Origin of the sequence: Geobacter sp. 60473 (assembly GCF_036323535.1) — a bacterium.
GTDB classification, from domain to species: domain Bacteria; phylum Desulfobacterota; class Desulfuromonadia; order Geobacterales; family Geobacteraceae; genus Geobacter; species Geobacter sulfurreducens.
Genome location: NZ_AP028967.1, coordinates 853,076 through 878,828, shown reverse-complemented (window position 1 = coordinate 878,828; position 25,753 = coordinate 853,076). Strand labels below are relative to the sequence as shown.

The 25,753-nt window shown below is 62.7% G+C and carries 21 protein-coding genes, 1 tRNA gene and 2 pseudogenes; 3 read left to right on the top strand and 21 right to left on the bottom strand.

Features of this window, described 5'->3' with window-relative positions:
• Nucleotide 1: 1 nt before the first annotated feature.
• Nucleotides 2–1,849: a hypothetical protein gene (locus tag AABA48_RS03930; RefSeq protein WP_338271131.1), complete on the bottom strand. Its 1,848-nt coding sequence runs from the start codon at nt 1,847–1,849 to the stop codon at nt 2–4.
• 6 nt (nt 1,850–1,855) lie between these two features.
• Nucleotides 1,856–2,065 (bottom strand): annotated as a pseudogene (locus AABA48_RS03925) (DUF3427 domain-containing protein); the annotation flags it as partial.
• Nucleotides 2,066–2,224: 159 nt separating this feature from the next.
• Between AABA48_RS03925 and AABA48_RS03920 the strand changes: the two are divergent.
• Nucleotides 2,225–2,571: pseudogene (locus AABA48_RS03920) on the top strand (transposase); the annotation flags it as partial.
• A gap of 354 nt (nt 2,572–2,925) precedes the next feature.
• On the opposite strand, the gene AABA48_RS03915 reads toward AABA48_RS03920, so the two are convergent.
• From AABA48_RS03915 to AABA48_RS03885, 7 genes are all read right to left on the bottom strand, one after another.
• Entirely contained in the window at nt 2,926–3,957 is a 1,032-nt protein-coding gene (locus AABA48_RS03915; RefSeq protein WP_338271129.1) for a sulfate/molybdate ABC transporter ATP-binding protein, read from the bottom strand.
• 34 nt (nt 3,958–3,991) lie between these two features.
• Complete coding sequence (gene cysW / locus AABA48_RS03910) at nt 3,992–4,822, bottom strand: sulfate ABC transporter permease subunit CysW (RefSeq protein ID WP_039645400.1); 831 nt, start codon at nt 4,820–4,822, stop codon at nt 3,992–3,994.
• A gap of 16 nt (nt 4,823–4,838) precedes the next feature.
• Nucleotides 4,839–5,672: a sulfate ABC transporter permease subunit CysT gene (gene cysT / locus AABA48_RS03905; RefSeq protein WP_338271128.1), complete on the bottom strand. Its 834-nt coding sequence runs from the start codon at nt 5,670–5,672 to the stop codon at nt 4,839–4,841.
• A 72-nt stretch (nt 5,673–5,744) separates the two neighbouring features.
• On the bottom strand, nt 5,745–6,758 hold the full coding sequence (locus AABA48_RS03900) for a sulfate ABC transporter substrate-binding protein (RefSeq protein WP_338271127.1): 1,014 nt from the start codon (nt 6,756–6,758) through the stop codon (nt 5,745–5,747).
• 67 nt (nt 6,759–6,825) lie between these two features.
• Nucleotides 6,826–7,287: an RrF2 family transcriptional regulator gene (locus tag AABA48_RS03895; protein WP_014551599.1), complete on the bottom strand. Its 462-nt coding sequence runs from the start codon at nt 7,285–7,287 to the stop codon at nt 6,826–6,828.
• A gap of 484 nt (nt 7,288–7,771) precedes the next feature.
• On the bottom strand, nt 7,772–8,425 hold the full coding sequence (locus tag AABA48_RS03890) for a trimeric intracellular cation channel family protein (RefSeq protein ID WP_286349986.1): 654 nt from the start codon (nt 8,423–8,425) through the stop codon (nt 7,772–7,774).
• A gap of 78 nt (nt 8,426–8,503) precedes the next feature.
• A complete protein-coding gene (locus tag AABA48_RS03885) occupies nt 8,504–9,772 on the bottom strand; it encodes a M20 family metallopeptidase (RefSeq protein WP_338271126.1) in 1,269 nt (422 codons plus the stop codon).
• A gap of 481 nt (nt 9,773–10,253) precedes the next feature.
• On the opposite strand from AABA48_RS03885, the gene AABA48_RS03880 reads away from it, so the two are divergent.
• Complete coding sequence (locus AABA48_RS03880) at nt 10,254–10,469, top strand: hypothetical protein (protein WP_286349988.1); 216 nt, start codon at nt 10,254–10,256, stop codon at nt 10,467–10,469.
• A gap of 63 nt (nt 10,470–10,532) precedes the next feature.
• Here the strand turns inward: AABA48_RS03880 and AABA48_RS03875 are convergent.
• The 6 genes from AABA48_RS03875 to AABA48_RS03850 all read right to left on the bottom strand — a co-directional run bounded on the left by AABA48_RS03875 (nt 10,533) and on the right by AABA48_RS03850 (nt 16,823).
• A tRNA-Gly gene (locus AABA48_RS03875) sits at nt 10,533–10,607 on the bottom strand.
• Between the two features lie 19 nt (nt 10,608–10,626).
• Nucleotides 10,627–11,919 carry a CCA tRNA nucleotidyltransferase gene (locus AABA48_RS03870; protein ID WP_286352198.1) on the bottom strand — a complete coding sequence of 431 codons (1,293 nt, stop codon included), beginning with the start codon at nt 11,917–11,919 and terminating at the stop codon, nt 10,627–10,629.
• An 86-nt stretch (nt 11,920–12,005) separates the two neighbouring features.
• A complete protein-coding gene (flgM, locus tag AABA48_RS03865; protein ID WP_010942825.1) occupies nt 12,006–12,314 on the bottom strand; it encodes a flagellar biosynthesis anti-sigma factor FlgM in 309 nt (102 codons plus the stop codon).
• 123 nt (nt 12,315–12,437) lie between these two features.
• On the bottom strand, nt 12,438–13,607 hold the full coding sequence (locus tag AABA48_RS03860) for a lipocalin-like domain-containing protein (RefSeq protein WP_338271125.1): 1,170 nt from the start codon (nt 13,605–13,607) through the stop codon (nt 12,438–12,440).
• Between the two features lies 1 nt (nt 13,608).
• Nucleotides 13,609–16,128, bottom strand: coding sequence for an ABC transporter permease (locus AABA48_RS03855; RefSeq protein WP_286352196.1), 2,520 nt, complete (start codon nt 16,126–16,128; stop codon nt 13,609–13,611).
• A complete protein-coding gene (locus AABA48_RS03850; protein WP_286352195.1) occupies nt 16,125–16,823 on the bottom strand; it encodes an ABC transporter ATP-binding protein in 699 nt (232 codons plus the stop codon). Before AABA48_RS03850 ends, AABA48_RS03855 begins: the two co-directional genes overlap by 4 nt.
• 132 nt (nt 16,824–16,955) lie before the next feature.
• Here AABA48_RS03850 and AABA48_RS03845 point away from each other — a divergent pair, with 132 nt between their 5' ends.
• Nucleotides 16,956–18,134 (top strand): PAS domain-containing sensor histidine kinase, encoded by a 1,179-nt coding sequence (locus tag AABA48_RS03845; protein WP_286352194.1) that lies wholly within the window; start codon nt 16,956–16,958, stop codon nt 18,132–18,134.
• Nucleotides 18,135–18,140: 6 nt separating this feature from the next.
• On the opposite strand, the gene AABA48_RS03840 is transcribed toward AABA48_RS03845, so the two are convergent.
• From AABA48_RS03840 to guaB, 6 genes are all read right to left on the bottom strand, one after another.
• The gene (locus AABA48_RS03840) at nt 18,141–19,307 is read right to left on the bottom strand and encodes a class II aldolase/adducin family protein (protein ID WP_286352193.1); all 1,167 of its coding nucleotides are present in this window, start codon (nt 19,305–19,307) and stop codon (nt 18,141–18,143) included.
• Nucleotides 19,308–19,424: 117 nt separating this feature from the next.
• Entirely contained in the window at nt 19,425–21,164 is a 1,740-nt protein-coding gene (locus AABA48_RS03835) for an aldehyde ferredoxin oxidoreductase family protein (RefSeq protein WP_338271124.1), read from the bottom strand.
• Between the two features lie 70 nt (nt 21,165–21,234).
• Nucleotides 21,235–21,888 (bottom strand): HAD family hydrolase, encoded by a 654-nt coding sequence (locus AABA48_RS03830; RefSeq protein ID WP_286352191.1) that lies wholly within the window; start codon nt 21,886–21,888, stop codon nt 21,235–21,237.
• 121 nt (nt 21,889–22,009) lie between these two features.
• Nucleotides 22,010–22,495: a ferritin-like domain-containing protein gene (locus tag AABA48_RS03825; RefSeq protein WP_286352190.1), complete on the bottom strand. Its 486-nt coding sequence runs from the start codon at nt 22,493–22,495 to the stop codon at nt 22,010–22,012.
• A gap of 144 nt (nt 22,496–22,639) precedes the next feature.
• Complete coding sequence (guaA, locus tag AABA48_RS03820; RefSeq protein ID WP_286352189.1) at nt 22,640–24,202, bottom strand: glutamine-hydrolyzing GMP synthase; 1,563 nt, start codon at nt 24,200–24,202, stop codon at nt 22,640–22,642.
• Nucleotides 24,199–25,674 (bottom strand): IMP dehydrogenase, encoded by a 1,476-nt coding sequence (gene guaB / locus AABA48_RS03815; protein ID WP_286352188.1) that lies wholly within the window; start codon nt 25,672–25,674, stop codon nt 24,199–24,201. The genes guaA and guaB overlap by 4 nt, the downstream gene beginning before the upstream one ends.
• Nucleotides 25,675–25,753 lie beyond the last annotated feature (79 nt).

The following is a 25,753-nucleotide window of genomic DNA, read 5'->3' as shown; positions in this document are numbered from 1 at the left end:
GTTATCCTCCAATAAAGATATGTGTAAGCCCCTCGCTCCGTATACTCTCAAGAAATGTTTCTACTGGTTCCGGCAACTTAACTCTCTCAAACACAGTTGAATTCTCATTGATATACAGTGCCAGGAAAAACTCCTGATATGCCCGGTGGCCAAACCGTATCTTCAACGGCTTGTGTGCAGGTTGAGGAAGGGGTACAAGCAGACTATTGAGAAACAACCCGGTTGGATCGGGTAGTCCTCTCAGCCTTTCCTCGCCACGAACCACATCATCAATGATGCAGTCCGGCAGCAACACCAGTTCCTCATCTTTAACCTCTGTCATCTGCATCGCTGCCTTCATCATGGCGGTGAAGGAGAGTAGAATCGTTTGATCCGCTGGTTCATTCTCCGTCAAAATCGGCGCCCTGCCGACCGATTTCCACCGCATCGGCTCGTATATGTCCCGACGAATTTTCATCTGCGCCCACTGGTAGAAAAGTCCGGCAATACTGGTTTTCCCGATTTCACGCTCTGTAGCGGTTTCAAGAATTAAACGTAGGAACAGTGGGCGGCGCGGAATGTCGCCGAAAATTTCCTGATACTTCCCACTTCGTACCAGATCGATAAAGACGTTGATCCTGTCCCTGCTTACCGGATCAGGAAGAGTATCTCGGAAGCGAACGGCGAGTTCCTGGATTTCATGGTCCGTCCAGGGAAGCAGTTCGATCAGCTTAATCTGGTTCCTTCTTACAATTGCGGTATTACGAGCAATTTCGCCGAACGACATCTGAAAATCCGCCAGACGACTGAACCAAAACTCGGACCGTGCTGTCAATACCACCGGCACTTTGACATCACGTAATTGATTGAACAGCGTCTGGACACCTCCGCGCATGGAAAAGTAGATCGACTCGTCAAGACCATCCAAGACCAATACAACAGGAAGATCGCCATTTTTCAGTAGAAGCTCGATGACAGGGCGGGCTATGGTGAGTTGGGTCGGAATATCCTCTTCAGCTATATCGACGAGCAATTCATCCAGGTTTACGCATGAGGCGAGTAGTTGCTTGCTGCCCATCCGGTCGGGCCTTACGGCAGCCGCTGCCAGATAGAAGACTTTTTTTCTGCTTTTCTTGAAGCTGCGCAATACCGAAGTGGTCTTGCCGTAGCCAGCTTCTCCGATCATCAGCGAAATGTTGGAGGAGTTAAAATCGAATAATTCATGTGCGGGGTCTTTCAGGCCTTTAAGCGGTTGGCTTGCCTTGGTCATCCGGTACTGATCGACCGATAAGATACTGATTTGGAGCGGGATGTCACGGATCGGTTCGTACGGCAGCGTTTCGAAAAAGTCGCGGGAATATCTCTTTCCACCAGATAACAGAAATTTCTCAACCTTAGTGAGCATGGCGTTAAAGACTTCCCGGAGCAAAAGCTTCCGGTCCCACAATTCTGCTCGTAGAGCCTTCTTTTCCTTTACCAAACTATCGAGGGCCGCAGTGACGGAGTTTCGTAACTGTTCGTTCTGGCCGGTTCGATTATGGATGAGCAGGTAGACTTGGGCTGTACAACTGCTTCGACTGAAAGTGTCGATAGAATCAAGGCACTGCTTAACCTGGCTATCACCTAATTCGTGCTCCTGAACCTGAAAGCCTTTGCACTGCACCACCAGCGGCAGCACAACCCCATCTTCCCAGACGAGATGATCAATCCCCTTTCTATCGAAGGAACGACGCGCCGGTGCCTTGATCAATCCCGGCCATATGACCCGCAAGAGCGGCACCACCATACGTTCGTAATGCAGATCTTCCGCAACCGCAAGCTCACCGGAGAGCTTTTTGAATTCGCTTTTATCGGTCCAGGATTTTGCCATTAATTATTACCCACCCCTCCGATTATCCTCAAACATCTCCACCGGCATGGCATACCTGAGCCGCCACACCATCTTGATCGGCCGCTCGCTCTCGTAGCTCAACATATCCACCGGCCCCAGGTAGGTGAACGGCACTGTCACATTGTTCCGCTTCTTCTGCTCACGAGCAAAGAGCAGTACCGTATAGCCCCGCTCTTGGTGATGAATAAGGTTCTGCTGGGGAATTCTAGGGACACCATACTTAATTCAAGGCAGCCCCCCCCTCTCTCAGCCCCACAACATGAGGTTCCGCCTCCCCCAAACACCTCATTCACTTCCTCCCCCGGAATTGTGGACAGTCCGAAAAGCTGCTACAACAGAGCACGGAGGACTGTCATGGTATCAAGGAGAAAACGTTTTACCCGCGAGTTCAAAGTTGAAACGGTCAAGTTGACCGTCGATGGCGACAGCAGTGTCGCCCAGATTGCCACTGACCTGGGAATTCACCCCAACACGCTTTACAAATGGATTCGGCAGTATTCCGACAAGCCGGATGACGCGTTTCCCGGTACCGGGCACCTGAGCTCCGAAGCCGAGACGATCCGCCAGCTCAAGCGTGAGAATGAGCGGCTGAAGATGGAGCGTGACATTTTAAAAAAAGCCATGGCCATCTTTTCCAAAGACCAGAAATGATCTTCCGCTTCATGCACGATCATCAGGCGGAGTTTCCGGTCGCGGTGATTCTAGGGACACCATACTTAATTCAAGCCAACACAAATCCCTCACTCAGCCCCACAACATGAGGTTCCGCCTCCCCCAAACACCTCATTCACTTCCATCCGGCATTCTCAGCAGCCGCTCACTCCGCCAACTACGGACAATCAGTATGCGGACAGCATCGACCTAAAAATTCCCAACGGATTACACGTTTACGCCCCCCCTGCTCATAAACCATTCCCAACCAAAGGTCAATCCAGGGAAATCCTGATAAATCCGCCATCCAGCGCACCTCCCCCGCCACCTCGACACAAAAAAAGGGACCAGATACTCATCTGGTCCCCTCACCATCACCGGCTCGTGCAGTGTTCTGATTCCGGCTAGATCTGATAATCCTCCACAAAGGTCTGAATCCTGCGCGGCCGGGCATAGACCGTTTCGCCGGGGCTGAGGGCGAGGCGCTCGGCGCCGGTGCGGGAGAGTTCCGCCTCGACGGTCTTGCCGGTGCCGCGCACCAGGAGCTCCACCCGAACAGCCGGGCCCACTGCCTGGATGTGGCGTACCTCGGCCTCCACGGCGTCGGCGGTCTGGCTCCGCTCCACTTCGATGTCGTGGGAGCGCACATAACCCACCGGCAGATCCGGGGACGCGGCCCGCGCCTGTCCCTGCTCGGCCCGGCAGTGGAAGAGGTTGACGCTGCCCAGGAAGTCGAAGACAAAGGGATTGGCCGGCTGGTCGTAGACCTCCGCCGGGGTCCCCACCTGTTCGATCCGGCCCCTGTTCATGACCACGATCCGGTCGGCCACTTCCAGGGCCTCTTCCTGGTCGTGGGTGACGAAGACGCTGGTGACGTGGATCTCGTCGTGGAGTCGGCGCAGCCAGCGCCGCAGCTCCACCCGCACCTTGGCGTCCAGAGCGCCGAAGGGCTCGTCCAGGAGCAGCACCTTGGGTTCCACGGCCAGGGCCCGGGCCAGGGCCACCCGCTGGCGCTGGCCGCCGGAGAGCTGGGACGGGAAGCGGGCGGCAAGCCCCTCAAGCTGCACCAGGCGCAGGAGCTCGTGAACCCGCTCCCTGATCTCCTGTTTCGGCCGCCTCTCCCGGCGCGGCTTCACGGTGAGGCCGAAGGCCACGTTCTCCTCCACGGTCATGTGCCGGAACAGGGCGTAGTGCTGGAACACGAAGCCGACCTGACGCTCCCGCACGTGGCGGTCGGTGGTTTCCTCGCCGTCGAAGCGGATCGAGCCGGCGTCCGGCGTCTCCAGGCCGGCGATGATCCGCAACAGGGTGGTCTTGCCCGAGCCCGAGGGGCCCAGGAGGGCGGTCAGCTCCCCGGAGGGGACGGCCAGGTTCACGTTGTCCAGGGCGGTGAAGCTGCCGAACTGCTTGGTGACGTTGGCGATCTCGATGCTCATGTCTTGGTTCCTTTATTTCGCTGCGGCGTCCGGGTCAGGCGTCGGCGCGCATCCGCCACTCGACCACGCTCTTCAGGACCAGGGTGACCAGGGCCAGCAGGGCCAGGAGCGAGGCCACGGCAAAGGCGGCGGCGTAGTTGTACTCGTTGTAGAGGATCTCCACGTGGAGGGGGATGGTGTTGGTCTCGCCCCGGATATGGCCGGAGACCACCGAGACCGCCCCGAACTCGCCCATTGCCCGGGCGTTGCACAGGATGACCCCGTAGATGAGCCCCCACTTGATGTTGGGCAGGGTCACCCGCCAAAAGGTCTGGAACCCGTTCGCCCCCAGGGTGATGGCCGCCTCTTCTTCGTCCGTGCCCTGGGCCTCCATGAGCGGGATCAGTTCGCGGGCCACGAAGGGGAAGGTGACGAAGACCGTGGCCAGGACGATGCCGGGCACGGCGAAGATGATCTTTGCGTCATGGTCCTGGAGCCAGGGGCCGAGCCACCCCTGGAGCCCGAACAGAAGGATGTAGATCAGGCCCGAGATGACCGGCGACACCGAGAACGGCAGGTCGATCAGGGTGATCAGGAGCTGCTTGCCCCGGAACTGGAACTTGGCGATGGCCCAGGCCGCGACCACGCCGAAGACCAGGTTCAGGGGCACGCTGATGGCCGCGGTGATGAAGGTCAGCTTCACCGCTGCCAGGGCGTCGGGCTCGCGGATGGCGGCCAGGTAGGCGCCCCACCCCTTTTCCAGGGCCTGGGCAAAGACCGCGGCCAGGGGCACGAAGAGAAAGAGGCCGAGGAACAGGAGCGCGCCGGCGATGAGCGCCCAGCGGACCGGGGCCGGCTCGGTGCGGGTGCGGATTGATGCTGGCATGGTCGGGTCCTCCGGGTCAGGCTGCGTGGCGCCGGCTCCACTTCTGGAGCAGGTTCACGGCCAGGAGCATCAGGAACGAGAAGAAGAGCATCACCATGGCGATGGCGGTGGCGCCGGCATAGTCGTACTGCTCCAGCTTGGTGATGATCAGGAGCGGGGTGATCTCGGACACCATCGGCATGTTGCCGGCGATGAAGATGATGGAGCCGTACTCGCCCACGCCTCTGGCAAAGGCCAGGGCAAAGCCGGTCAGGACCGCCGGCAGGAGCTCAGGGAACAGCACCCGCCGGAAGGTCTGCCAGCGGGTGGCGCCGAGGCAGGCGGCGGCCTCCTCGATCTCCTCTTCCAGCTCTTCCAGAACCGGCTGCACCGTCCGCACCACAAAGGGGAGACCGATGAAGGTCATGGCCACGAAGATCCCCACCGGGGTGAAGGCGACAGTGATCCCCCGAGGCTCCAGGAACTGGCCGAGCCAGCCGTTGGCCGCGTAGACCGACGACAGGGTGATGCCGGCCACGGCCGTGGGGAGCGCGAAGGGGAGATCCACCAGGGCATCGATGAAGCGCTTGCCCGGCAGGCGGTAGCGCACGAGCACCCAGGCCACCAAGAGACCGAAGACCGCGTTGACCGCGGCGGCGGCCAGGGCAGCGCCGAAGGTGACCCTGTAGGAGGCCAGCACCCGGGGGGCTGCCACGGTGGCGAGGAATTCCCCCCAGGTGAGGCTGGCCGTTTTCACCGCCAGGGCCGAGAGCGGCAGGAGCACGACCAGGGAGAGGTAGAAGACCGTGTAGCCCAGGGCCGGGCCGAAGCCGGGGATGACGGTGTTTCGCGTGATTGGTCTTGTCGCCATGGTGGTTGGTCCTTTGCATAATCCCAATGCAGGGCTGCGGATTTCACGCCATCTCGCAGCCCCTGCATCACGTTATTTCCCGGGCCCGTAGATCTGGTCGAAGACCCCGCCGTCGGCAAAGTGCTTCTTCTGGGCCGCCTGCCAGCCGCCGAAGGTGTCGTCGATGGTGAAGAGCTTCACCTTCGGGAAGAAGGCGGCATATTTGGCCGCAATCTTCTTGTCGATGGGGCGGTAGTAGTGCTTGGCCGCGATCTCCTGGCCGGCCGGGGTGTAGAGGTACTTCAGGTACGCTTCGGCCACCGCGCGGGTCCCTTTCCGGTCGACCACCTTGTCCACCACCGTCACCGGCGGCTCGGCCAGGATGCTGACCGACGGCACCACGATCTGGAACCTGTCCTTGCCCAGCTCGTTCACGGCCAGGAAGGCCTCGTTCTCCCACGCCAGGAGCACGTCGCCCTGGCCGCGCTGGACAAAGGTGGTGGTGGCGCCCCGGGCACCGGAATCGAGCACCGGCACGTTCTTGTAGAGCCTGGTCACGAAGTCGCGGGCCGTTGCCTCGCTCCCCCCCTTCTGCTTCAGGGCGTAGCCCCAGGCGGCCAGATAGTTCCAGCGGGCCCCGCCGGAGGTTTTGGGATTGGGGGTGATCACCTTGACGTCGGGGCGGACCAGGTCGTTCCAGTCGCGGATGTTCTTGGGGTTCCCCCTGCGGACCAGGAAGACGATGGTGGAGGTGTAGGGGGAACTGTTATGGGGCAGCCGTTTCTGCCAGTTGGCCGGGATCAGCTTCGCCCGGGCCGCGATCTCGTCGATGTCGTAGGCCAGGGCCAGGGTCACCACGTCGGCGTCCAGGCCGTCGATGACCGCCCGGGCCTGTTTGCCGGACCCGCCGTGGGATTGTTTCACCGTGACCGGTCCGCCCCCCTTCCCCTTCCAGTGAGCGGCAAAGGCGGCGTTGTAGTCCTGGTACAGCTCCCGGGTCGGGTCGTAGGAGACGTTGAGGAGGCTCACCTCGGCGCGGGCCCCCAGGGGTGCGGCAAGGGCGAGGAATGCTGCGGCTGCGGCTGCGATGGTCTTGATCGGTTTCATGGTCGGCTCCTTTTGGTTTTTAGTCTATCGACTTAGTAGTCTAATAAAGTATAAAAAAACGCCCCGTTCAGATCGTGTAAAAAAGCACTCCGTCCTTCTTCTGCTTTTCCCGCTCCACCCGCTCCAGCACATCGGCCAGGGTGGCCCCGTCGAGGATTGTGGCCATGGCGTCGCGCACATCCTTCATGACGAGCCGAATGCCGCAGCTCCACTCGTCGTCGCACTCCTCGCACCGGGCGTAGGAGGTCTCGCTCACGCACTGGACCGGGGCCAGGGGGCCCTCCAGGATGCGGATGATCCGGCCCATGCTGATCTCCCGCGGGGGCTGGGCGAGATAGTAGCCGCCCCCCTTCCCCTTCTTGCTCTGGAGCACCCCAGCGTTCTTGAGAGCCAGCAGGATCAGCTCCAGGAACTTCTTGGGAATCCGCTCGTCCCGCGCCAGGTCGGCAATGAGGATGGGGCCCTTGTCCTGCTCCCGGGCCAGGTAGAGCATCGCCTTGAGCGCGTATTTGGTCTTTTTCGATATCATCAGTCTACAATCTCAATAGACAATAAATACACATTCCCAAATTGCAGGTCAAGATATTATTTTATGATCTGTGCAATAAACTTTTATGTTTCTATTGTCGTACTATCCACTGAACTTTAGATACTACGCGAAATAAAGGGATGACGCCGGCCGTAGACGGTGAGGCAGGACACGCCGCGGGAGAAGGACTCGGCGGCAGGGATGAGGAGTTAACCCAGTTCTGCGCTGATGCTGCTGGCGGGGCATCGCCGTGATGTCAATCGGCATGTAAAAATGCCCCACCATCGACGTCCAGGGTTGGCCTGGGTTGCTGTCTAAATTTCAACGAAATATCAGCAGAATAACTTGCTGAATGATGGGTCGCGCCTGGACGCCGATTCCTCCCCAAAGGGGGTTAAAGTTCCACGCCGGTTAACACCGGCCCAGTCAAGGAATCGGAGACACTGTTGAACACTCTTCCGCATACGAGACGAGCATACTCATCTCAGAGCCCCCTTGCGCCGTCATCCTTACGATCGGCCGGTTGCCCGGGTTCGCCGGCGATCGGCAGATGCCAGCCTCGACGAATAGCCATAAACCGGAGCCCGAAGCAGAGGATTGCGCCGGCGGGTGTCACCACGGTCGCCGGGAGCCGCAATGCGGAGCCGATCACAACCACAGCGGCACCAGCCAGGGCGGCGATGGCGTAAATATCGGTGCGCAATACGATGGGAACCTTGGTCAGGAGCACATCGCGGGTCATGCCGCCGCCGATCCCGGTCAGCATGCCGAGGGCAGCCGCCATGACCGGGTTGAGCCCGAAAACGAGCGCCTTTTGCGTGCCGGCAACCGCGAAAAGCCCCAGTCCCGCGGCGTCGAACAGAAGCACCGGGCTGCGCAGCCGGTCGATGATGGAGGGTCGCCAGAAGGTAAGGATTCCGGCGAGCAGCGAAACCGCCAGATAGCGCCAGTTACTGATCGCTGCCGGCGGCGCCGCGCCGATCAGCACGTCACGGGCAATGCCTCCGGCATTCCCCGCCGCAAACGATAAGACCAAGACGCCAAACAGATCGAGACGGTTCTTGACCCCTGCCGTTGCACCGCTCAGCGCAAAAACAAAAGTACCACTGAGGTCAAGTACCAGGAGAAGCGTTCCCATCCCGTGCTCACTCATTGCAAACTCGGCGGTCCGACACCCCGCAATCTCTCACCTCTCCGATCACCGGCTTCGCTCGCCCTATGACGCCAGCCAAGCGAGCGCCGCAACGACCAAGGCCTCGACACCGGTTTCCAGCGTCGGATGAATTACCGGGGCAAACTGGGGGCTATGGTTGACCGGCAGTTCATTGAGGGTTCCAGCAGCTTTGGCCTTTGCATAGGTTTCCGTATCGGTGCCGCCGACAAACCAGTAGACCGACGGAACATGCCAAGCCGTGCCGAAACAGCCGAAGTCCTCGCTCGCCGGAGCCGGCCCGGTGTGATGCACGCGCGCCGGGGAGAAATGGGCGCGGAATGCTTCGGCGATCCGTTGGCTCGCTGCCTCGTCATTCAGATTGAGCGGATACCGGTCTAATGGCGTGATCTCTGGTCTCCGAGGAGCACGCGACGCTTCGGCCTCGGCGTTGACGATCCGCTCGATCGCCGCCAGCACGCGATTGCGGACGCCGGCATCGAATGTCCGAACGTTCAGCTTTATGATCGCCTCGTCAGGGATGATGTTCTCTTTCGTGCCGGCTTGCAGGACGCCGATCGTGACGACCGCTGCCTCGGTCGCGGCCACCTCGCGGGAAACGACTGTCTGAAGCCGCAGGACCGTCGCCGCGGCCATGACAACGGGATCAACGCTGGCTTGCGGCATCGATCCGTGCGCACCACGACCGAACAGCCTAATTTGAAGGCTGTCCGCCGCCGCGGTGATGGGGCCGGCACTTCCAGCGATGTCGCCGGCCGCTCCGAGCATGACGTGCTGCCCAAGTATGACCACCGGTCGGGGAAAACGATCGAGGAGGTTGTCGTCGATCATGGCCTGGGCGCCCTGCGCCGTCTCCTCGCCGGGCTGGAAGACCACCATCAAGGTGCCTCGCCAGGGATCCCGTGCCTGAGCGAACAAAGCGGCGGCGCCGGCGAGCCAGGTCACATGCATGTCATGGCCACACATATGTCCGACCGGCACGGTCTTTCCTTCGACATCCGTCGTGGTCACTTGGCTCGCATAGGAAAGACCGGTTGCCTCTTCAATGGGTAACGCATCCATGTCGGCGCGCAGCATGACCGTCGGCCCTTCCCCGTTACGGAGCAGACCTACCACCCCCGTCTTTCCAACGCCGGTCGTCACCTCGTAACCGGCTATACGAAGCCAGTCCGCGACTAACGCGGCGGTTCGCGTCTCTTGCATCGACAACTCGGGGTGGGCATGCACGTCCTTGTACAGGGCTTCAAGGTGGGGGATCAGCCGATCGAGATTCTTCAGGACCGGCTCCGAGGCAGTTGCTGTCGTCGTGTTCATACCTGTCGTCCTCGCAACACCAGTGAATCTACGTTACAGGGTCGGCGGCGGCCTCACGCGCCAAATGCACGCTTCTTGTTCTCGCGCTCGAATCCTTCGCTGCCGCCGATGCCTGGCTATACGCTGGACTCGGCCCGCCTCCATGAGAGGTAAGACATCGTGCTCTTTCCGCCGGACATGATCGGGTACAGGAGGTTGTGTTTCATCGATAGGGAGGTGTACGACTGGAATATCGACCTGCGGAAAGACCTGGGTTTGTCTCCTTTCACCTGACTTAGAAGTCGCCGTGCCCAGGTGAAGTATGTCGCTATACTTAATAGATACCAGCTAGTTGCATAATTGCAACCGCACCACCGCACGATGTCTTTCTCACCTCATCTAAAAATAAATAGCGGTGTCGTGATGAACGGCCCCTGATCGGGCAAAATTCAAGACAGCGGAGTCAGATGAACTTTAGCGTGCAGAACATGGATCAAAGAAGATGGTCTATGAGGTCTACGGGGATTACATCGACGGGCTGGAGGAGGACTTCTGGAAGATTCTGGAGTACTTTGGCCGGGACTCCGTGGAAACCAGGGCAAAGCGGCCGCCTTACCTCCTGGATCACCCCGGTACTATTTACCCGATGGTTCCCGGCTCTTACCACCAGCTTGAGCACGAAAAGCAAAGCCCCGGCCTTCAGTTAAAACTCTCTTAGTGAAAGTTTTGGTGAAAGTCGGGGCAACAAAAAAGGAATCCCGAAGGATTCCTTATTGTTAGATGGAGCGGGAAACGGGATTCGAACCCGCGACCTTCAGCTTGGGAAGCTGACACTCTACCACTGAGTTATTCCCGCTCAATAGAGAGGTATGTATTTAGCGCAGGGGCTCGGGAGTTGTCAACTGTTTTTTGGCCAGATAGCGCTGTGCCTCGGCGCGGGTGCGTACTTCGCCGGTGCTCTGGGCTGCGCGGAGCAGTTCAATGGCCTCCCCCACCTGTCTGCCCGGAGGCAAGCCGAGAAGGGTCATGATGTCGTCGCCAGTGAGGAGGAGCCGTCCGCCGCGGGGGATGTGATGGCGTGTCAGGTAGGCGGCAAGGTGGCGGCATCTGTCCTCCGGCAGAATGCCTTCCGCCAGGGGGAGGATGAGCTGTTCGCAGCCGGCCGGCTCGCGGTGGCGGAAGAGCGTGAAGAGGGCGTGCGAGTCCGGCGCGGCGGCAGGGGCAGGCCAGGTAAGGCGGACCGAGGAGCAGAGGAGTTCCAGAAGCCGGGTGGCGGCCTTGCCGAGCATGAGCCGTTGCGATGCGATGCCTGCAGGTATGCCCGCGCCGTTCAGGAATGCGGCGAGTTTCGCCAGGGCGCGGATGGTGATGCCGGGCTGGACCTCCTGCCGTAGCCGTGCCCGAACCGGCTCCGCCTCGGTGCCGAAGGCCGAGAGATCGCGGCAGAGGGACTCGACCCGGTCAAGGGCGCCGGCGGCGGTATCGGCAGGAAGGTCGTCGGCCCCGAAGATGGCGCCCGTCACGCCGGCACAGGACATCTTAAGGACATAGGGAACTGCGTGCGGCAGATCGAGCATCCGGAAGAGTTCGTCCCTAATCCGCTCTCCGGCCACGGTGGCCAGGAGCGGTGCATGATCGGGGATAAGCGCCAGGGTTGCGGCGTGGATCTCGAAGTCGAGATGGGCGGCAAAACGGTAGGCACGCACGATCCTGAGCGGATCGGCGGCAAAGGCTCCGGCAGAGCAGGCACGGATGACGCGCTGCGCCAAGTCGGCGGCTCCGCCCAGCGGGTCCAGCAGGTCGCCCGAACCACAGGACACGGCAAGGGCGTTGATGGTGAAGTCGCGCAGGGCAAGGTCGGCAGCGATGGTTCCGCCCTGGAGGGGAGCGAAGTCGCAGCTGGCGCCCTCCCCTTTCAGTACAACGCGGGCATGGCCCCGCTCTTCGTCGAGCGGGAAGAAGCTGCCGCCGATCCGGGCGGCAACGGCCCGGGGCAGGTCTTCCCCGCCGGGGCCGACCACGATGTCGATGTCATTTGATGGCCTCGCCAGCAGGGCATCGCGGACGCACCCACCCACAAACCACGCACCGAAGCCTCCGTGACGGGCAAGGGATGCAATAAGGGAGGGCAATGGCGCGGAAATGAACGAAAGGAGGCGGTGGTCCATGATTCGAGCTTACCGCCCGACCGGGGCGGAGGCAACAAAAAAGCCCGCGCAAGGCGGGCTTTCACGTAGCGAATGTGCGGAGTCCGTCAGGCGGTGACCCCGTTGCGCATGCTGATGAGCATCTTTTCCGCCACATCCCGGGCGCTGACATTGTACTCGCCCGCTGCGATCTGCTTTTTAAGTTCTTCCACCTTTTCGACCCTGACGTCGGGCATGGTACGCAGGGTAGCATTGGCCTTGACGAGCCGTTCCGCATTACGGGAAAGGTCGACCGTATCGGTCGCCTGACCGCCGGCGGCGCCCGTTTTGCGCGCATCGGCACCCGAAGCTGCCTGGGACGTCTCGCCCTTGACTTGGTTAACGGTCGTTACAGGGGGATTGGTATCAATTTTCATGGCGCACATACCTCCCTCGCCTCCATTCATGCTTTTGATTACTATATCGGCATGCCTCCAAAAAATCTTTAGAAAAAAATGACACGGCCCAAAAAATTTTTTCCCGAAAATGCCATTTTTGCGTCAATTCGCCGACACATCTTGATCCCCGTAGCCGGTGAGCTCAACATAACCTGACCCGGCAATCCCTTTACCGGTGTTGCTTCGCACCTCCACGGCACCTTCCCAGTAGCGGACGGTGGTGAATAGCTCCTGATCCGTCAGGCGCGGCACAATATCCAGATCAATCCCCTCGGCAGGGACGCAAAGACGCCAGCGCGAGGGGTAACGGGCTCCACCTGCAGGACTGGACCACCAGGACAGGGTTTCGAGTGTTGCGGCAGCGGCCGCCAGGTGCCGGTAGGAGCCGTCGGCGGCCACAATGGTGCCGGCGCTGGCCGGGTCGGTGGTCCCGTCCCGGCGCCGGAGTCGATAGTACATGAGATCGCGGCCGTCGCTCAGGTGGAGGGCGAACCAGTCCCAGCCGGCCTGGTCCGGGGCGAGGACGCTGGTACTCCACTCCCGGTCGAGCCAGGAAAGACCCGAGACGGTGAAGGTCATGCCGCCGGCACGAATGGTGCCGGATGTCTCCATGCGGGGCAGCGAATAGTAATAGGAGGCGTTGCCCGGCTCCCCCCCTTTGCGGCTGAGCCCCCCTGCCCCGTTGAGGACCTCCGGCTTCACGGCCCGCAGGGTCAGGTCGATCCCCCAGTCTCCCCCGTTGCCCGTGAGCCGCACGGCCCAGGGGCGGGCCGCCACTTCCACGGCCTGCCAGTCTTCGAGCCATACGCGCAGGGGGCGGCCGCCGGCACCGGCGAGCCCCAGTGCTTCACGGCTCAGGCGCTCGGCATGCCGGAAACGCCTGCCCGCCACGTCGGTGAGGGCGAGGTGGGCCATCCAGACCTCTCCGGCACCCCAGCGCGAGTCCCGCGCCACGGGCCGGGGCCGGAGCGCCACCCGGAAAAAGGTGAGCTGGTACCCGAACGATCGGCCCGCGGCATCGGCCAGATTGCCGGTGAAGTACCACCACTCGTTGCGAAAACCGTCATGGGGGCCGTGATCGGCCGGAAAACTGAAGCGGCGGGGCTCCAGGGCCCGGAGAAAGCCGTCGGGAGAAGCGCCGCCCAGAGCCCGCGCCACGGAGAGCCGGGCCGGCGCCGGTTCGGGCCGCTGCTGCCGGAGAACCTGCGTCAGCCCGACCGCCAGGACGATCAAGACGATACCTGCAACCAGAAACCTGGCGGGAGCGCCCATGCTACTCATCCTCCTTGAAGGCAAGGGCCGGGGGGATGCGGGCGGTGATGAGGGCGGGCACGATCCCCGCCACGATCGCGGCGCCGACCGCCAGCACGATGGCCTGCCAGAAGATCGACGGGGACAGGGAGAATTCCATTGTCCAGCCGAAGGACCGGCGGTTAACGGCAAAGATGAGGACAGCGGCCTGAAGGATGCCGAGCGGCAGCGACAGAAGCCCCGCCGTGAGCCCCACGAGCCCGGTTTCCCCGCAGACCACCCCCCAGAGTTCGGCCGGGGTGAGTCCCATGGCCCGCAGCACGGCCAGTTCACGCGCCCGCTCCACCTGCATGGCCATGAGGGCCGAAAGGATGCCGACCACGGCCACCACCACGGTCAGCAGACGCAGAACGCCGGTGATGACGAAGGTCCGGTCGAACACCGCCACGGATGCCTCATACAACTCGCGGCTGGAAATAATGCTGACCCGGGCGCTGCCGCTGCAGGCGCGGGCCGCCTCGGTCAGCTGCGCTGCGGAGACGCCCGGCGTCGCATACAACCCCATGCCGTCCACGCTCCGGTCGTCCCAGTAGCGGTTGAAGGCGCCCCGGTCCATGGCCACGAAACCGCTGTCCGAGCCGTAATCGTAGAACACGCCGGCCACGGTGAAGTCCCGCTCGCCCCGGTCGGTCCGCAGCCGCACGGCATCGCCGAGTCCGAGACGGTGACGGAAGGCAAAGGGTTCGGACACGATGATCCCATCGCCGCTGCTGAAGGACTGCCAGGCCCGGTCCGGCGTTCCCTGCTTGAGGCGAAAACCGTCAAAGGTACGCCGGGGGATGCCGAGCACCAGCAGATCGGTCTCCCCTCCGGCCGACTGGATGGTGATCCTCCGGGTGGTACTGACCGCGGCTGCGCCAGGAACCAAACGGAGCCGCTCCACCAGGGCCGGATCCAGCGGCGGTTTACCGCGCCCCGTGCCGGTGCCGGCGGTGGTCACGTAGATGTCGGCCTTGAGCCTCCCAGCCAGCCATTGCTGCACGGTGTGGCGGAAGCTGTCCACCATGATCCCCACGCCAATAGTGGCCGACACCGCCACCACCAGGGCAGCCGTTGCCACGCCGGTGCGGGAGAGAGAAACAACGACGCCCCGGGCGGCCATGCGGCCCAGGTTGCCGAAGAGCAGCCCCATGGGCGGTTTCATGGCGCGGGACACCAGGACCGTGCCGAAAGGAACCGTCAGGGCATAGCCGAGGATGAGCGCGAAAAGCCCCGTGAACCCCGCCGCGAGCCCGCCGAATCCCGTTGCCAGGAGCAGTGCGCCCCCGAGCATGGCCACCAGCCCGGCAAGGGCCGCACGCGGTACGTGCCGACGGGTACGGGCCTCGATGAATGAGCGGGACAGGACGGCGCGCGGCGGCGCAGCAGTCGCCTCCAGGGCGGGCGGAACCGCTGCCGCCACAGTGGCCGCGATGCCCAGGAGACACCCCTTGGCCAGGGTTGCCGCCGAAAGCGCGACCTGCTGCACCTCCAGTACAAAGTAGAGGTCATTGATGGTGCGGGTGACGAGGCGGGTGAGCACCTCTCCCAGGGCGAGGCCGAGGGCTATCCCCGCGGCCGTGCCGATGAGGCCGGTCAGCAGGGCTTCGACGCAGACCTGGCCGAAGATTTCCCTGCGGGTGACCCCCATGGCCCGCATGAGCCCAATCAGGCGCCGCCGGCGGACCACGGCAAAAGTGGTGGCGTTGTAGATGAGGAACATCCCCACCAGCAGGGCCAGGAAACTGAGGGCGGTGAGGTTGAGGCGGAACGCCCGGGTCATCCGGTCCATGGCCCCGGCCCGGGCACCGGCCGGGATGAGCGTGGCCCCCGGAGGCAGGGCGCCCACCCCTTTCCCGTCGGCCAGGATCAGGTCGATGCGGGAGAGCCGCCCCGCCATGCCCAGGAGTTCCTGGGCCGTGGCAATGTCGGTCACCAGCACCGATGCCAGCCCCTGGCGGGCCAGCTCATCGCCGGCCTCCAGATAGCCGGCCAGCACCACGGAACGGGAAACGCCACCCACGTCGAGCCGGAGAGGCTTGCCCACTGCCGCGCCGACACGTTCCGCCGTCTCCCGCAGGATCAGGCCCGTTGCCGGCGTTCCCATGAGGGCCCTCAGGTCGACGCTGCCCCCGACCGGGGCGGTATGGGAGCGAAAGGGCGCCTCGGCGAGGGGATCGATGCCGATCAGGTGAAGAGTGGTGCCGGGACGGCCCGTGACCGAGACCACTCCCTCCACCACCGGAGCTGCCGGCCGGACCCCGCGCTCGACACGGATAATGCGGTAAAGATCCTCGTCGAGCCCCCGGGGCCCGCCCACGATCTGATGGCTGGCCTTCCCCGCCGCGGCCTCGGCGGCCAACTGAAAGGCCCGGTGCGCACTCTCGTTGGCCACGTCCACGGCAGTGACCACCGCCACCCCCAGGGCCACGCCGATGACCGACAGGAAGGCGAGCAGCGGGTGGCGCAGCAGGTGTCGTGCGCCGGCGCGCCATAGAATCATGGCGGCGCCCCCCCGGCCATTCTCTCCTCCAGCAGGCCGTCGCGGATACAGACCACCCGGTCGGCGAGGCGCGCCACCTCGTCGCTGTGGGTCACCATCACGAGCGTTGTGCCCCAGCGCCGGACCAGTTCCTCGAAGAGCGCCAGAACCTGCGCCCCGCTCTCGGCATCCAGGTTGCCGGTCGGCTCATCGGCCAGCACCAGTGACGGCTGATGGACGAGCGCCCTGGCCACGGCCACCCGCTGCTGTTCGCCACCGGACAACCGGTCCGGATAGCCTGCGGCCCGGTCGCCGAGCCCCACGGCATCCAGCAGTTCCGCCGCCCGTGCCCGTCCCGCCCGGTCGTCAGCGCCTGCCAGTTCCAGGGGGAGCAGCAGGTTCTCCAGCACCGTCAGGGTGGGAATCAGGTTGTAAAACTGGAATACAAAGCCGATCCGGTTCCGGCGGAACAGAGTCCGCTCCCGCTCGGTCATCCGGTTGAGCGGAAGGCCGTCCACCCTTACCTCGCCCCGGTCGGGCAGGTCGATGCCGGCCATGAGGTTCAGGAGCGTGGACTTGCCCGAGCCGCTGCGCCCCAGGAGCGCCAGCCACTCCCCGCGCGCAATCCCGAGCTCGGCTCCGCGCAGGACCATCCGCTCCCGGTCGCCCTCCCGAAAGCTCTTGTGGATGTGGTCAAGCAGAACAAGATGGCCCATGAAAAACGCTCCGGGTGCAGGTAGTTTCGAAGATAATAGCACAGGGTGTAAACGGCTCAATTATTGTATATCAATATCAACTCACCCGTTGACGCAATCATGCAGAACCGCTAGAGTGGAGCGATGCTACCGATGGCCGACGACAAGAAACATACCCAGCCCGAGACTACGCCAGCCAGCCATTTCGCGCCGGCCGAACGTGCCTCTGACCGCCAAGTGGCGGAGATGAGCGGGCGGATTCTCGTGGACCGCGTACTCGGTGCGCTGATCGAGGCGTTGCCCGACTACATCCTCGTCCTGAACCGCGAGCGCCAGGTCGTGGCAGCCAACCAGCGGCTCCTGGAGGCCTTCGGCCTCACGGACATGGGCGCAATTCTGGGCAAACGCCCCGGCGAAGCCTTCGGCTGCATCTTCGCCTCGGACGGCCCCGGCGGGTGCGGCACCGATCACCACTGCTCGGTCTGCGGAGCAGTCCGGTCGATCCTGGAATGCCAGGAGAACAATGCCCCCAGCTGCCATGAATGCCGCATTACCCTCAACCGCTCGGGTGGGCTTTGCCTTGACCTGGAAGTACTCTCCAATCCTGCCCAGGTGGACGGCATCCCCGTGACGGTCTGCATCATCCGCGACATCAGCGACCGCAAGCGGCGCAGCATCCTGGAGCGGGTATTTTTTCACGACGTCATCAATACGGTGGGGGGGTTGCACGGCATCGCCGCGCTACTGGCCGAAGGGAAAGGGATCTCGCCGGAGAAGGAAGCCGAGTACAAAGAATGGATGGTGCACCTGTCGAACCGTCTCATCGACGAGATCAACCACCACCGCAAGCTGCTTGCCGCCGAGAAGGGAGAATTCCGGCCCGACTTGGGCATGGTGGACGTGCAGCAACTGGCGCGCGAGGTTCAGGCCTTGTACGTGAACCACGACATCACTCAGGGACGCAGACTCGTGCTCGGTCCGCTGGCGGAACTGACCATCGTGAGCGATCTCCAGATCCTGCGGCGCATTCTCGGCAATCTGGTAAAAAACGCCCTTGAAGCGACACCCAAGGGAGGAACCGTGACCATTGCCGCGCACCAGGAAGGGGACGGGGTCAGTTTCACCGTTCACAATCCGGGCCTGATTCCGCCGGAGGTCCAGTTGCAGATCTTCCAGCGCTCTTTCAGCACCAAGGAGGGCACCGGCCGCGGTATCGGCACTTACAGCGTCCGCCTCTTCGGCGAACGCTACCTGAAGGGCACCATCACCTTCACGAGCACCGAGCACGAAGGCACCACCTTTACCGCCAGCTTCCCCAGACAGATATCCTGAGCCCGCTTACCCGAGCCGCTCTTCCAGCCGGCGGAAATATTCTCCGCGGCACCAGTTCTCCACGGCCACCATGGCCCGGAACGCGTCGGCAAAGTCCGTCTCTCCCACCGTAAAGACCCCGTGGCCATAGACCACCGCCTTGCGCGGGCCCGCGATCGCCGGCGGCACCCTCCTGGCAAGCCCGCCGGCGCCGATCTCGCCCGCCACCACCGGCGTATCGCCGAGGAACCGCACCCGGTCGCACTCCTTCCAGCAGTCGGTAATGGCGCACCCTTCTTCCGCGCACTCCATGCTCATGATCACCGCGAACTTGGGGTGGCCGTGAAGAATGGTCGCAGCGCCGGTAGCCTCGTAAATCCGCCGGTGGGCCAGAAGTTCGCTGGAGGCGGTAATGCCGAAGGTGGATGAATTGTCCGTGGGGACCGGGTCGATGCAGCCGGCCAGGGAATCCAGGCTTGCCGCGGTCTGGGAGATATAGATCACCTCGCCGGCACGGCATGAGATGTTGCCGAAGAAGGAATCCACCAGCCCCCGTTCAACCGTATAGCGCCCCACCGTGGCGATTTCGTCGAGGATCTCGTCCCGCTCCGCCAAGGGACCGGGCCGGAACGTGAGCCCTTCATGCGTAAGCGGCCGGAGCCACTGGCTGCGGAACGCGGCAAAGGCCTCCGCCTCCCCCGGCAGGATGAAGCCGTGGTGAAGCACATCCTGGAGATACTTCACGAAGGTCGAGTGAAATACCGAGGAGTAGTTGATATAGGCCTGCTCCACGGTAAGGGCACCGCTGGCCACGATCCCCACCCCTTCCACGACCACTCCCTTGCGGCTGCCGAGGAGGCGGGCGATAACGGGGGCGGGATCGGCGCCAAGGTCGCTGCGGCGCAAAAAGGGGATATCGTGCAGAAAGGTCCGGGTTTCCGTGTCGCGGGGCACGATGCACGACTCCCCGGCCCGGGCGCGGGCCACCAGGAAATCGGCAAAGGGGAGCGACGGGCGGGCCACCACCATGCCGAGGCAGGTGAGCCGGGACAGGACGTCTCCGGCAAGCCGGGCCAGGTCAGGGGCACCCTCGGCAATGAGGACGTCGTCCTGGGCTGCGATGGCTATGCCTTGGGCAAGGGCCGAGCGGTCGGCAATGAGTTTGTTCGTGTAGACAGATACCTGGTCGCGCATATACTTACCCACTTATTCCATTGCTGGCCGACAACCTATGTCGGCCAGCAAAAAATTGCTATTCAACAACCAGATAGATAAGCATTGTTCACGTATCGACTCAGGTCGCCAAGGCAATCAGGGTTGCGTAAGCAGAAAGTCCGGATCAGCAAAGGTCCCTGCCGGCGTGAGCCCCCGAATCCGGTAGTACTTCTGAAGCTCCTCGCCGAACCGGGCACGGTCGATGGGGGGAATGTCGACCCCTTCGCCACTGGAGCCGGGCTCCGCAAAAAACCTCGCGGGCAGACAATCATCCTTCACATCAAATCCGTTCGCACAGTTATAGAACCGTTCAGTGAGACAGATCCGCCGCCCGATCTCCTTGAGGGACTGGGGCGTGTACTCGATGCCGGTTGCGGCGGAGAGCAGTTCGGCATATTCTTCCAGCGTTGCGCCGAAAAAGGAGAACTTGCAGGCCACCAGGGAGTCGATGGCGGCATTGGTGTCTTCGGCAATGGCAATGATCCGCGCCTTGCCCGAAAACGAGAAACGGTCGGTGGCCACGGGCTTGCGCAGAATCTCGTGGGAGATGGGATAGGCCCTCAGGTGACACCCCCCGCGATTGCTCGTACAGTAGGCAAGGGCCATGCCGTAGGCGCCGCGGGGGTCATATGCCGGTAACTCCAGCCCCTTGACCTCCATGGACAGATCGGGGCGGCCCAGTGCCCGGGCCGCGCGCCGCGACCCCAGGGAAAGCAGCTCCCCATCACCCCGGCGCAATGCCGTGTCGACCAGCAGCCGCTGCACCTCCTCCCCGCCGGGGAAGCGGCCCCGGACCTCGCCCCAGGCCGAAAGCGTTGCAGCTGCGGAAATGGTGTCCATGCCCAGCTCGTTGCACAGGGTATTGGACTTGACGATGGCGTCGAGGCTCGCGATGCCGTTCAACGCCCCAAAATGGGAAACCGTCTCGTATTCAGGGAGATGCTCGCCCCGGGGCGTACTCTTCTTGCACTGGATGGGACAGCCGTAACAGCCGTCCTTTTTCGCCTGATAGGCGCTCCGGATGGCCGGGCCCGAGTAGTTTGCCGATCCCTCGAAGACCGTATGGCGGAAGTTTTCCGTTGGGGCCATGCGCCGCTGGCGCATGAGGTCCACCAGGGCCGGGGTGCCGTACTCGGCAATGCCCAGTTCGCCAAAGATGACGGGCGAGGCCCGGAACAGGCGCATCACGTCCTGCCGCGCCCGGTCGAACCGCTCCCGATCCGCAACCGCCACGGGAATATCGCCGTTCACCACGACCGCCTTGAGCCCCTTGGCCCCCATGACCGCGCCAAGCCCTCCCCGCCCTACCGAATTGCCTTCGCCCATCATGATATTGGCAAAAAGAACCCCGTTCTCGCCGGCAGGTCCGATGGCGGCCACACTGCCCCGACCCGACAGGGCCGCAACGGTTTCAGGCACCGTCCTGCCCCAAAGCTCGGGCACGTCCACAAACTCGACCCCATCTGCCGTCACGACCAAGGCCACCGGCGTCTCGCTCCGGCCGGACAGACGCAGAGCATCCACACCGGCGCCTTTGAGGCGCCAGGCGAACCGGCCGCCGGCGGAACAATCGTAAATGGTGCCGGTCAGGGGGGAGCGGGACACCACCGTGAGCCGGGCCGCCGTGGGCGCAGGGGTACCGCACAGGGGTCCCACGGCGAAGATGAGCGGCATGTCCGGGTCAAAGGGGTCAAGGGTATGGAAACCGCGCATGAGACGGACCCCGAGCCCTCTCCCTCCCAGATAGGCATGCAGGAGTTCAGTCGACAGATCCTCGCGCCATGCTGCGCGGGACGCCAGATCAATATTCAGTATCGTGCCGGCCCAGCCAAACATATACTTACCCACTTATTACAGCGTCAAAGATTTAATAATCTTAGTCAGATGCATCATCTGGCTCCTACGCTCAGACAAAGAGCGGCAGAGTCACCAGGGCGCCATAGGTGTCGACCAGATAGTCGGCGTCGGCAATCTCGCTCAGTTCGCCATATCCCCAGGTACACCCCACGGTGGTCACGCCCGCCCCTTTGCCGGCGGCCACGTCATTGATACTGTCGCCGATGATGACGGCCCGTTCCCGAGGCACGCCGAAGTCCGCCAACAGCTTCAGTACAGGCTCCGGCGAAGGCTTGCGCGCGGGAAGCGAGTCCGCCCCCATGATTTCCTCGAACCACTGCTCGGCCCCCAGGGCAACAAGCACGCTGCGGCAGAGATCGACGTTCTTGTTGGAGATGACCGCCATCCGTTTTCCCTGCGCGCGAAACCGGGCCAGCGCCTCCAGAGCACCCGGATAGAAGGCCGTGCGCACCGCGATGTGTTCCCGGTTGTAGTCGAGAAACAACTCCAGCCCCCGCTCAATCTCAGTCGCGGTTGCGCCGTGCATGGCGCGTTCCACCAGCCGCCGCGCCCCCTGCCCAACCATGGTGCGAACGGCATCGCGGGTAAGACGTTCCCGTCCCAGGGCGGAGAGCATATGGTTCACGGCATCGGTGAGATCGTCGAGAGAATCGATGAGGGTTCCGTCAAGATCGAAGATGATAAGATCGATTGAAGGGGGCACGGCCGGACTCCGTCCTGTGATATCAGTTCAACACCTGACTATAATTGGTTTCAGTACCCCACCGCAACAGAAAAGCCCGTCCGTAGCCGGACGGGCTTCGCAACGCCACGCGCACTCTCCGTCAGTACTCCTTGAGGTTGCTGAATTCGCCCCAGGCCAGATAGGTCTTGGGTTCTTGAATGAACGAGTAGATATTTTCAACAATGCTCAGGTGCCTCCGCTCCTCGTCGGCGAGCTTGAGCAGAATGGCGCGCATATCCTCCCGCTCCGCCTTGGCGGCCAGGTCCTCGTAAAACTTGATGCTTTCTTCTTCCTCCTTCACCACATGCCGGTAACCGTCCGGGTCGCGCCGCAGTTCCGCCACCAGATCACGTTTGCCGAGCAGCGGCTTGAACACGCACGAGGCATCATCCAGAGTAGTAAACTCGGTCGCGGCGACATCGGCATCGCCAAGCATGGCGACGAGTTTGTCGTAGTGCTCCTTTTCAGCCGCGGCCAGCAGCCCGAAGATACTCCTCAATTCTTCCACCGGCGCGGCAGCCGCCAGTTGGCTGTAATGGGCGGCTGCCTCTTCTTCCATCCTGAGAGCGCAGTCGATGAGATTCATATTCAAGCCCCCTTTCCTTGGAGTGACTATTGGTACCCCTATTGAAAGGATACCAGATTACTCCGTTTTTTTCACGGGGGCCGAACGGGAAAGATGGGCCGGCATATGCAAAGGGCGCCGTTGCCGGCGCCCTTTGCGGTGCATCTATTCCCACTCGATGGTGGCGGGAGGCTTACTGGAGATGTCGTACACGACCCGGTTGATCCCCTTGACCTCGTTTATGATCCGGCCCGAGATGCGGGCCATGTCCTCATAGGGCAAGGGGTACCAGCCCGCGGTCATGAAGTCCTTGGTCTCCACGGCCCGCAGAGCGATCACGTACTCGTAGGTCCGGCCGTCCCCCATTACCCCCACGCTCTTGACGGGGAGGAAGACGGCAAAGGCCTGGCTGATCTTGTCATAGTGGCCTGCGGCGTAGAGCTCCTCGATATAGATGGCGTCGGCCCGGCGCAGGATGTCGGCGTACTCTTTCTTCACCTCGCCCAGAATCCTGACCCCCAGCCCCGGACCCGGGAAGGGATGGCGCCAGACCATCTGGCGGGGCAGCCCCAGCTCCTCGCCGATGGCCCGCACCTCGTCCTTGAACAGCTCCCGCAGGGGTTCGAGGAGCTTGAGCTTCATGTACTCGGGAAGCCCGCCCACGTTGTGATGGCTCTTGATGTTGTGGGCCTTGCCGGTTTTGGCCCCGGCGCTCTCGATGACATCCGGGTAGATGGTTCCCTGGGCCAGCCAGGTGGCACCCTCAATGCGGCTCGACTCCTCTTCGAAGATCTCCACGAAAAGATTGCCGATGATCTTGCGCTTTTTCTCCGGGTCTGCCTCACCGGCCAGGGCGGTCAGGAACCGCTGCTCGGCATCGACCCGGATCACCTTGACGCCTAGGTTCTCGGCAAAGGTGGCCATCACCTGGTCACCCTCGGCGAGGCGCAGCAGGCCGTTGTCCACGAAGACGCAGGTGAGCTGGTCGCCGATGGCCCGATGGATGAGGGCCGCCGCCACCGATGAATCGACGCCGCCCGAAAGCCCGAGGATGACCCGCTCCCGACCCACCTGGGCCCGGATACGGTTCACGGCGTCCTCGATGATGTGCCCGGGGGTCCACTGGCCGGTGCAGCCGCAGATCTTGCGGACAAAGGTATCGATGAGGATCTCGCCCCGGGGCGTGTGATTTACCTCCGGGTGGAACTGGACACCGTAAAGGTTGCGCGCCCTGTCCTGGATGGCACAGACCGGCGCGTTGGCCGTCTCCGCCACCACCTGGAACCCTTGGGGCATCCGGGAGACATGGTCGCCGTGGCTCATCCAGACCGGGCTTTTCCCTTCTACGAAGAACCCTTCGAAAAGAGGGCCGGGAGTCCCTGCGGCCAGGAGGTCTGCGTGGCCGAACTCGCGCTTGCCCGCGGGTACCACCTCGCCGCCGAAGTGGCGGCTCATGAGCTGCATGCCGTAGCAGATGCCGAGCACCGGCACACCCAGATCAAACAGCGCCTCTTCCACAGCCGGCGCCCCCTCTTCGTAGACCGACTTGGGCCCCCCCGAGAGGATGATTCCCTTGGGCGCGAAGGCGCGGATGGCTTCCAGCCCCATATCAAAGGGGTGAAGCTCGCAGTAGACGTGAGCCTCGCGCACCCGCCGGGCAATAAGCTGGGTGTACTGGGAGCCGAAGTCCAGGATCAGGATTTTTTCAGCATGGATATCGGTGCTCATCGGACGTTCTCGACCCGGTAGTTCGGGGCCTCCTTGGTGATCATGACGTCATGGACGTGGGATTCCTTGAGGCCCGCGCCGGTGATCCGGACGAAGTGTCCCTTTTCCTGGAGCTCCCGTACGGTGCGGCAGCCGGTGTACCCCATGCCGGCCCGCAGTCCGCCCATGAGCTGATGGACGTTGGCGGAGAGCGGACCCCGCAGCGGCACCATCCCCTCGATCCCCTCGGGAACGAGCTTCACTTCGCTTTCCACGTCGCTCTGGAAGTAGCGGTCCTTGCTCCCCTGCTTCATGGCGCCGATGGAGCCCATGCCGCGGTAGCTCTTGTAGGCCCGGCCCTGGTAGAGGATGGTGTCGCCGGGCGACTCCTCGGTGCCGGCAAAGAGGGAGCCGATCATGATGACATCGGCACCGGCGGCCACTGCCTTGGTCACGTCGCCGGAGTACTTGACGCCGCCATCCGCGATGAGGGGGACGTCATACTTGCGGGCAACCTTGGCGCACTGGGCGATGGCGCTGATCTGGGGCACTCCGACGCCGGCCACCACGCGGGTGGTGCAGATGGAACCCGGTCCGATGCCCACTTTGATGGCATCAACCCCGGCCTTGATGAGCGCTTCGGCAGCCTCGGCAGTGGCGATATTGCCGGCGATGAGCTCGACCCCGGGAAAGTTCGCCTTGACGGTCCGGATGGCGTCGAGGACCCCCTGAGAGTGACCATGGGCCGTGTCCACCACGATAACGTCGACCCCGGCCTTGACCAGGGCGTCCACCCGGGCCTCCATGTCGCCGGAGGGGCCGACGGCGGCGCCGACCCGCAGGCGACCCAGGGCATCCTTGCAGGCATTGGGGTATTTTCTGACCTTCTCGATATCCTTGATGGTGATAAGTCCCTTCAGGTTCTTCTCCTCATCCACCACCAGCAGCTTCTCGACCCGGGTATGTTTGAGGTGTTCCTTGGCTTCTTCAAGGGTGGTGCCGACCGCTACGGTCACGAGCCGGCGTTTGGTCATGCGGGCGGAAATGGGAAGGTCCAGGTTGGTTTCGAAACGGAGGTCGCGGTTGGTGAGGATGCCGACCAACTTGCCCTTGGAGTTGGTGACGGGTACGCCGGAAATCCGGTATTTCTCCATGATGGCCAGGGCCTCGTGGATTTTCTGATTGGGCCGCATGGTGATGGGGTCCACGATCATGCCGGACTCGCTCTTCTTGACCTTGTCCACCTCCATTGCCTGCTCTTCGATGGTGAGGTTCTTGTGGATAATGCCGAGTCCCCCCTCGCGGGCCATGCAGATGGCGGTCCGCGCCTCGGTGACCGTGTCCATGGCTGCCGAAACGAGGGGAATGTTGAGGGAAACGTTCCTGGTCAGACGGGTGTTGAGGGAGACATCGCGGGGAAGGACCTGAGAGTGGGCGGGAACGAGCAGAACGTCGTCGAACGTCAGACCTTCCGGAATCAATTCATCTAACATCGCGGACTCCTTTTAGTGGTGGGTCTCAAAGTATTAACCGAAAAGAATAGTGGAGGGACAAGGATGAGTCAAGGGTAAA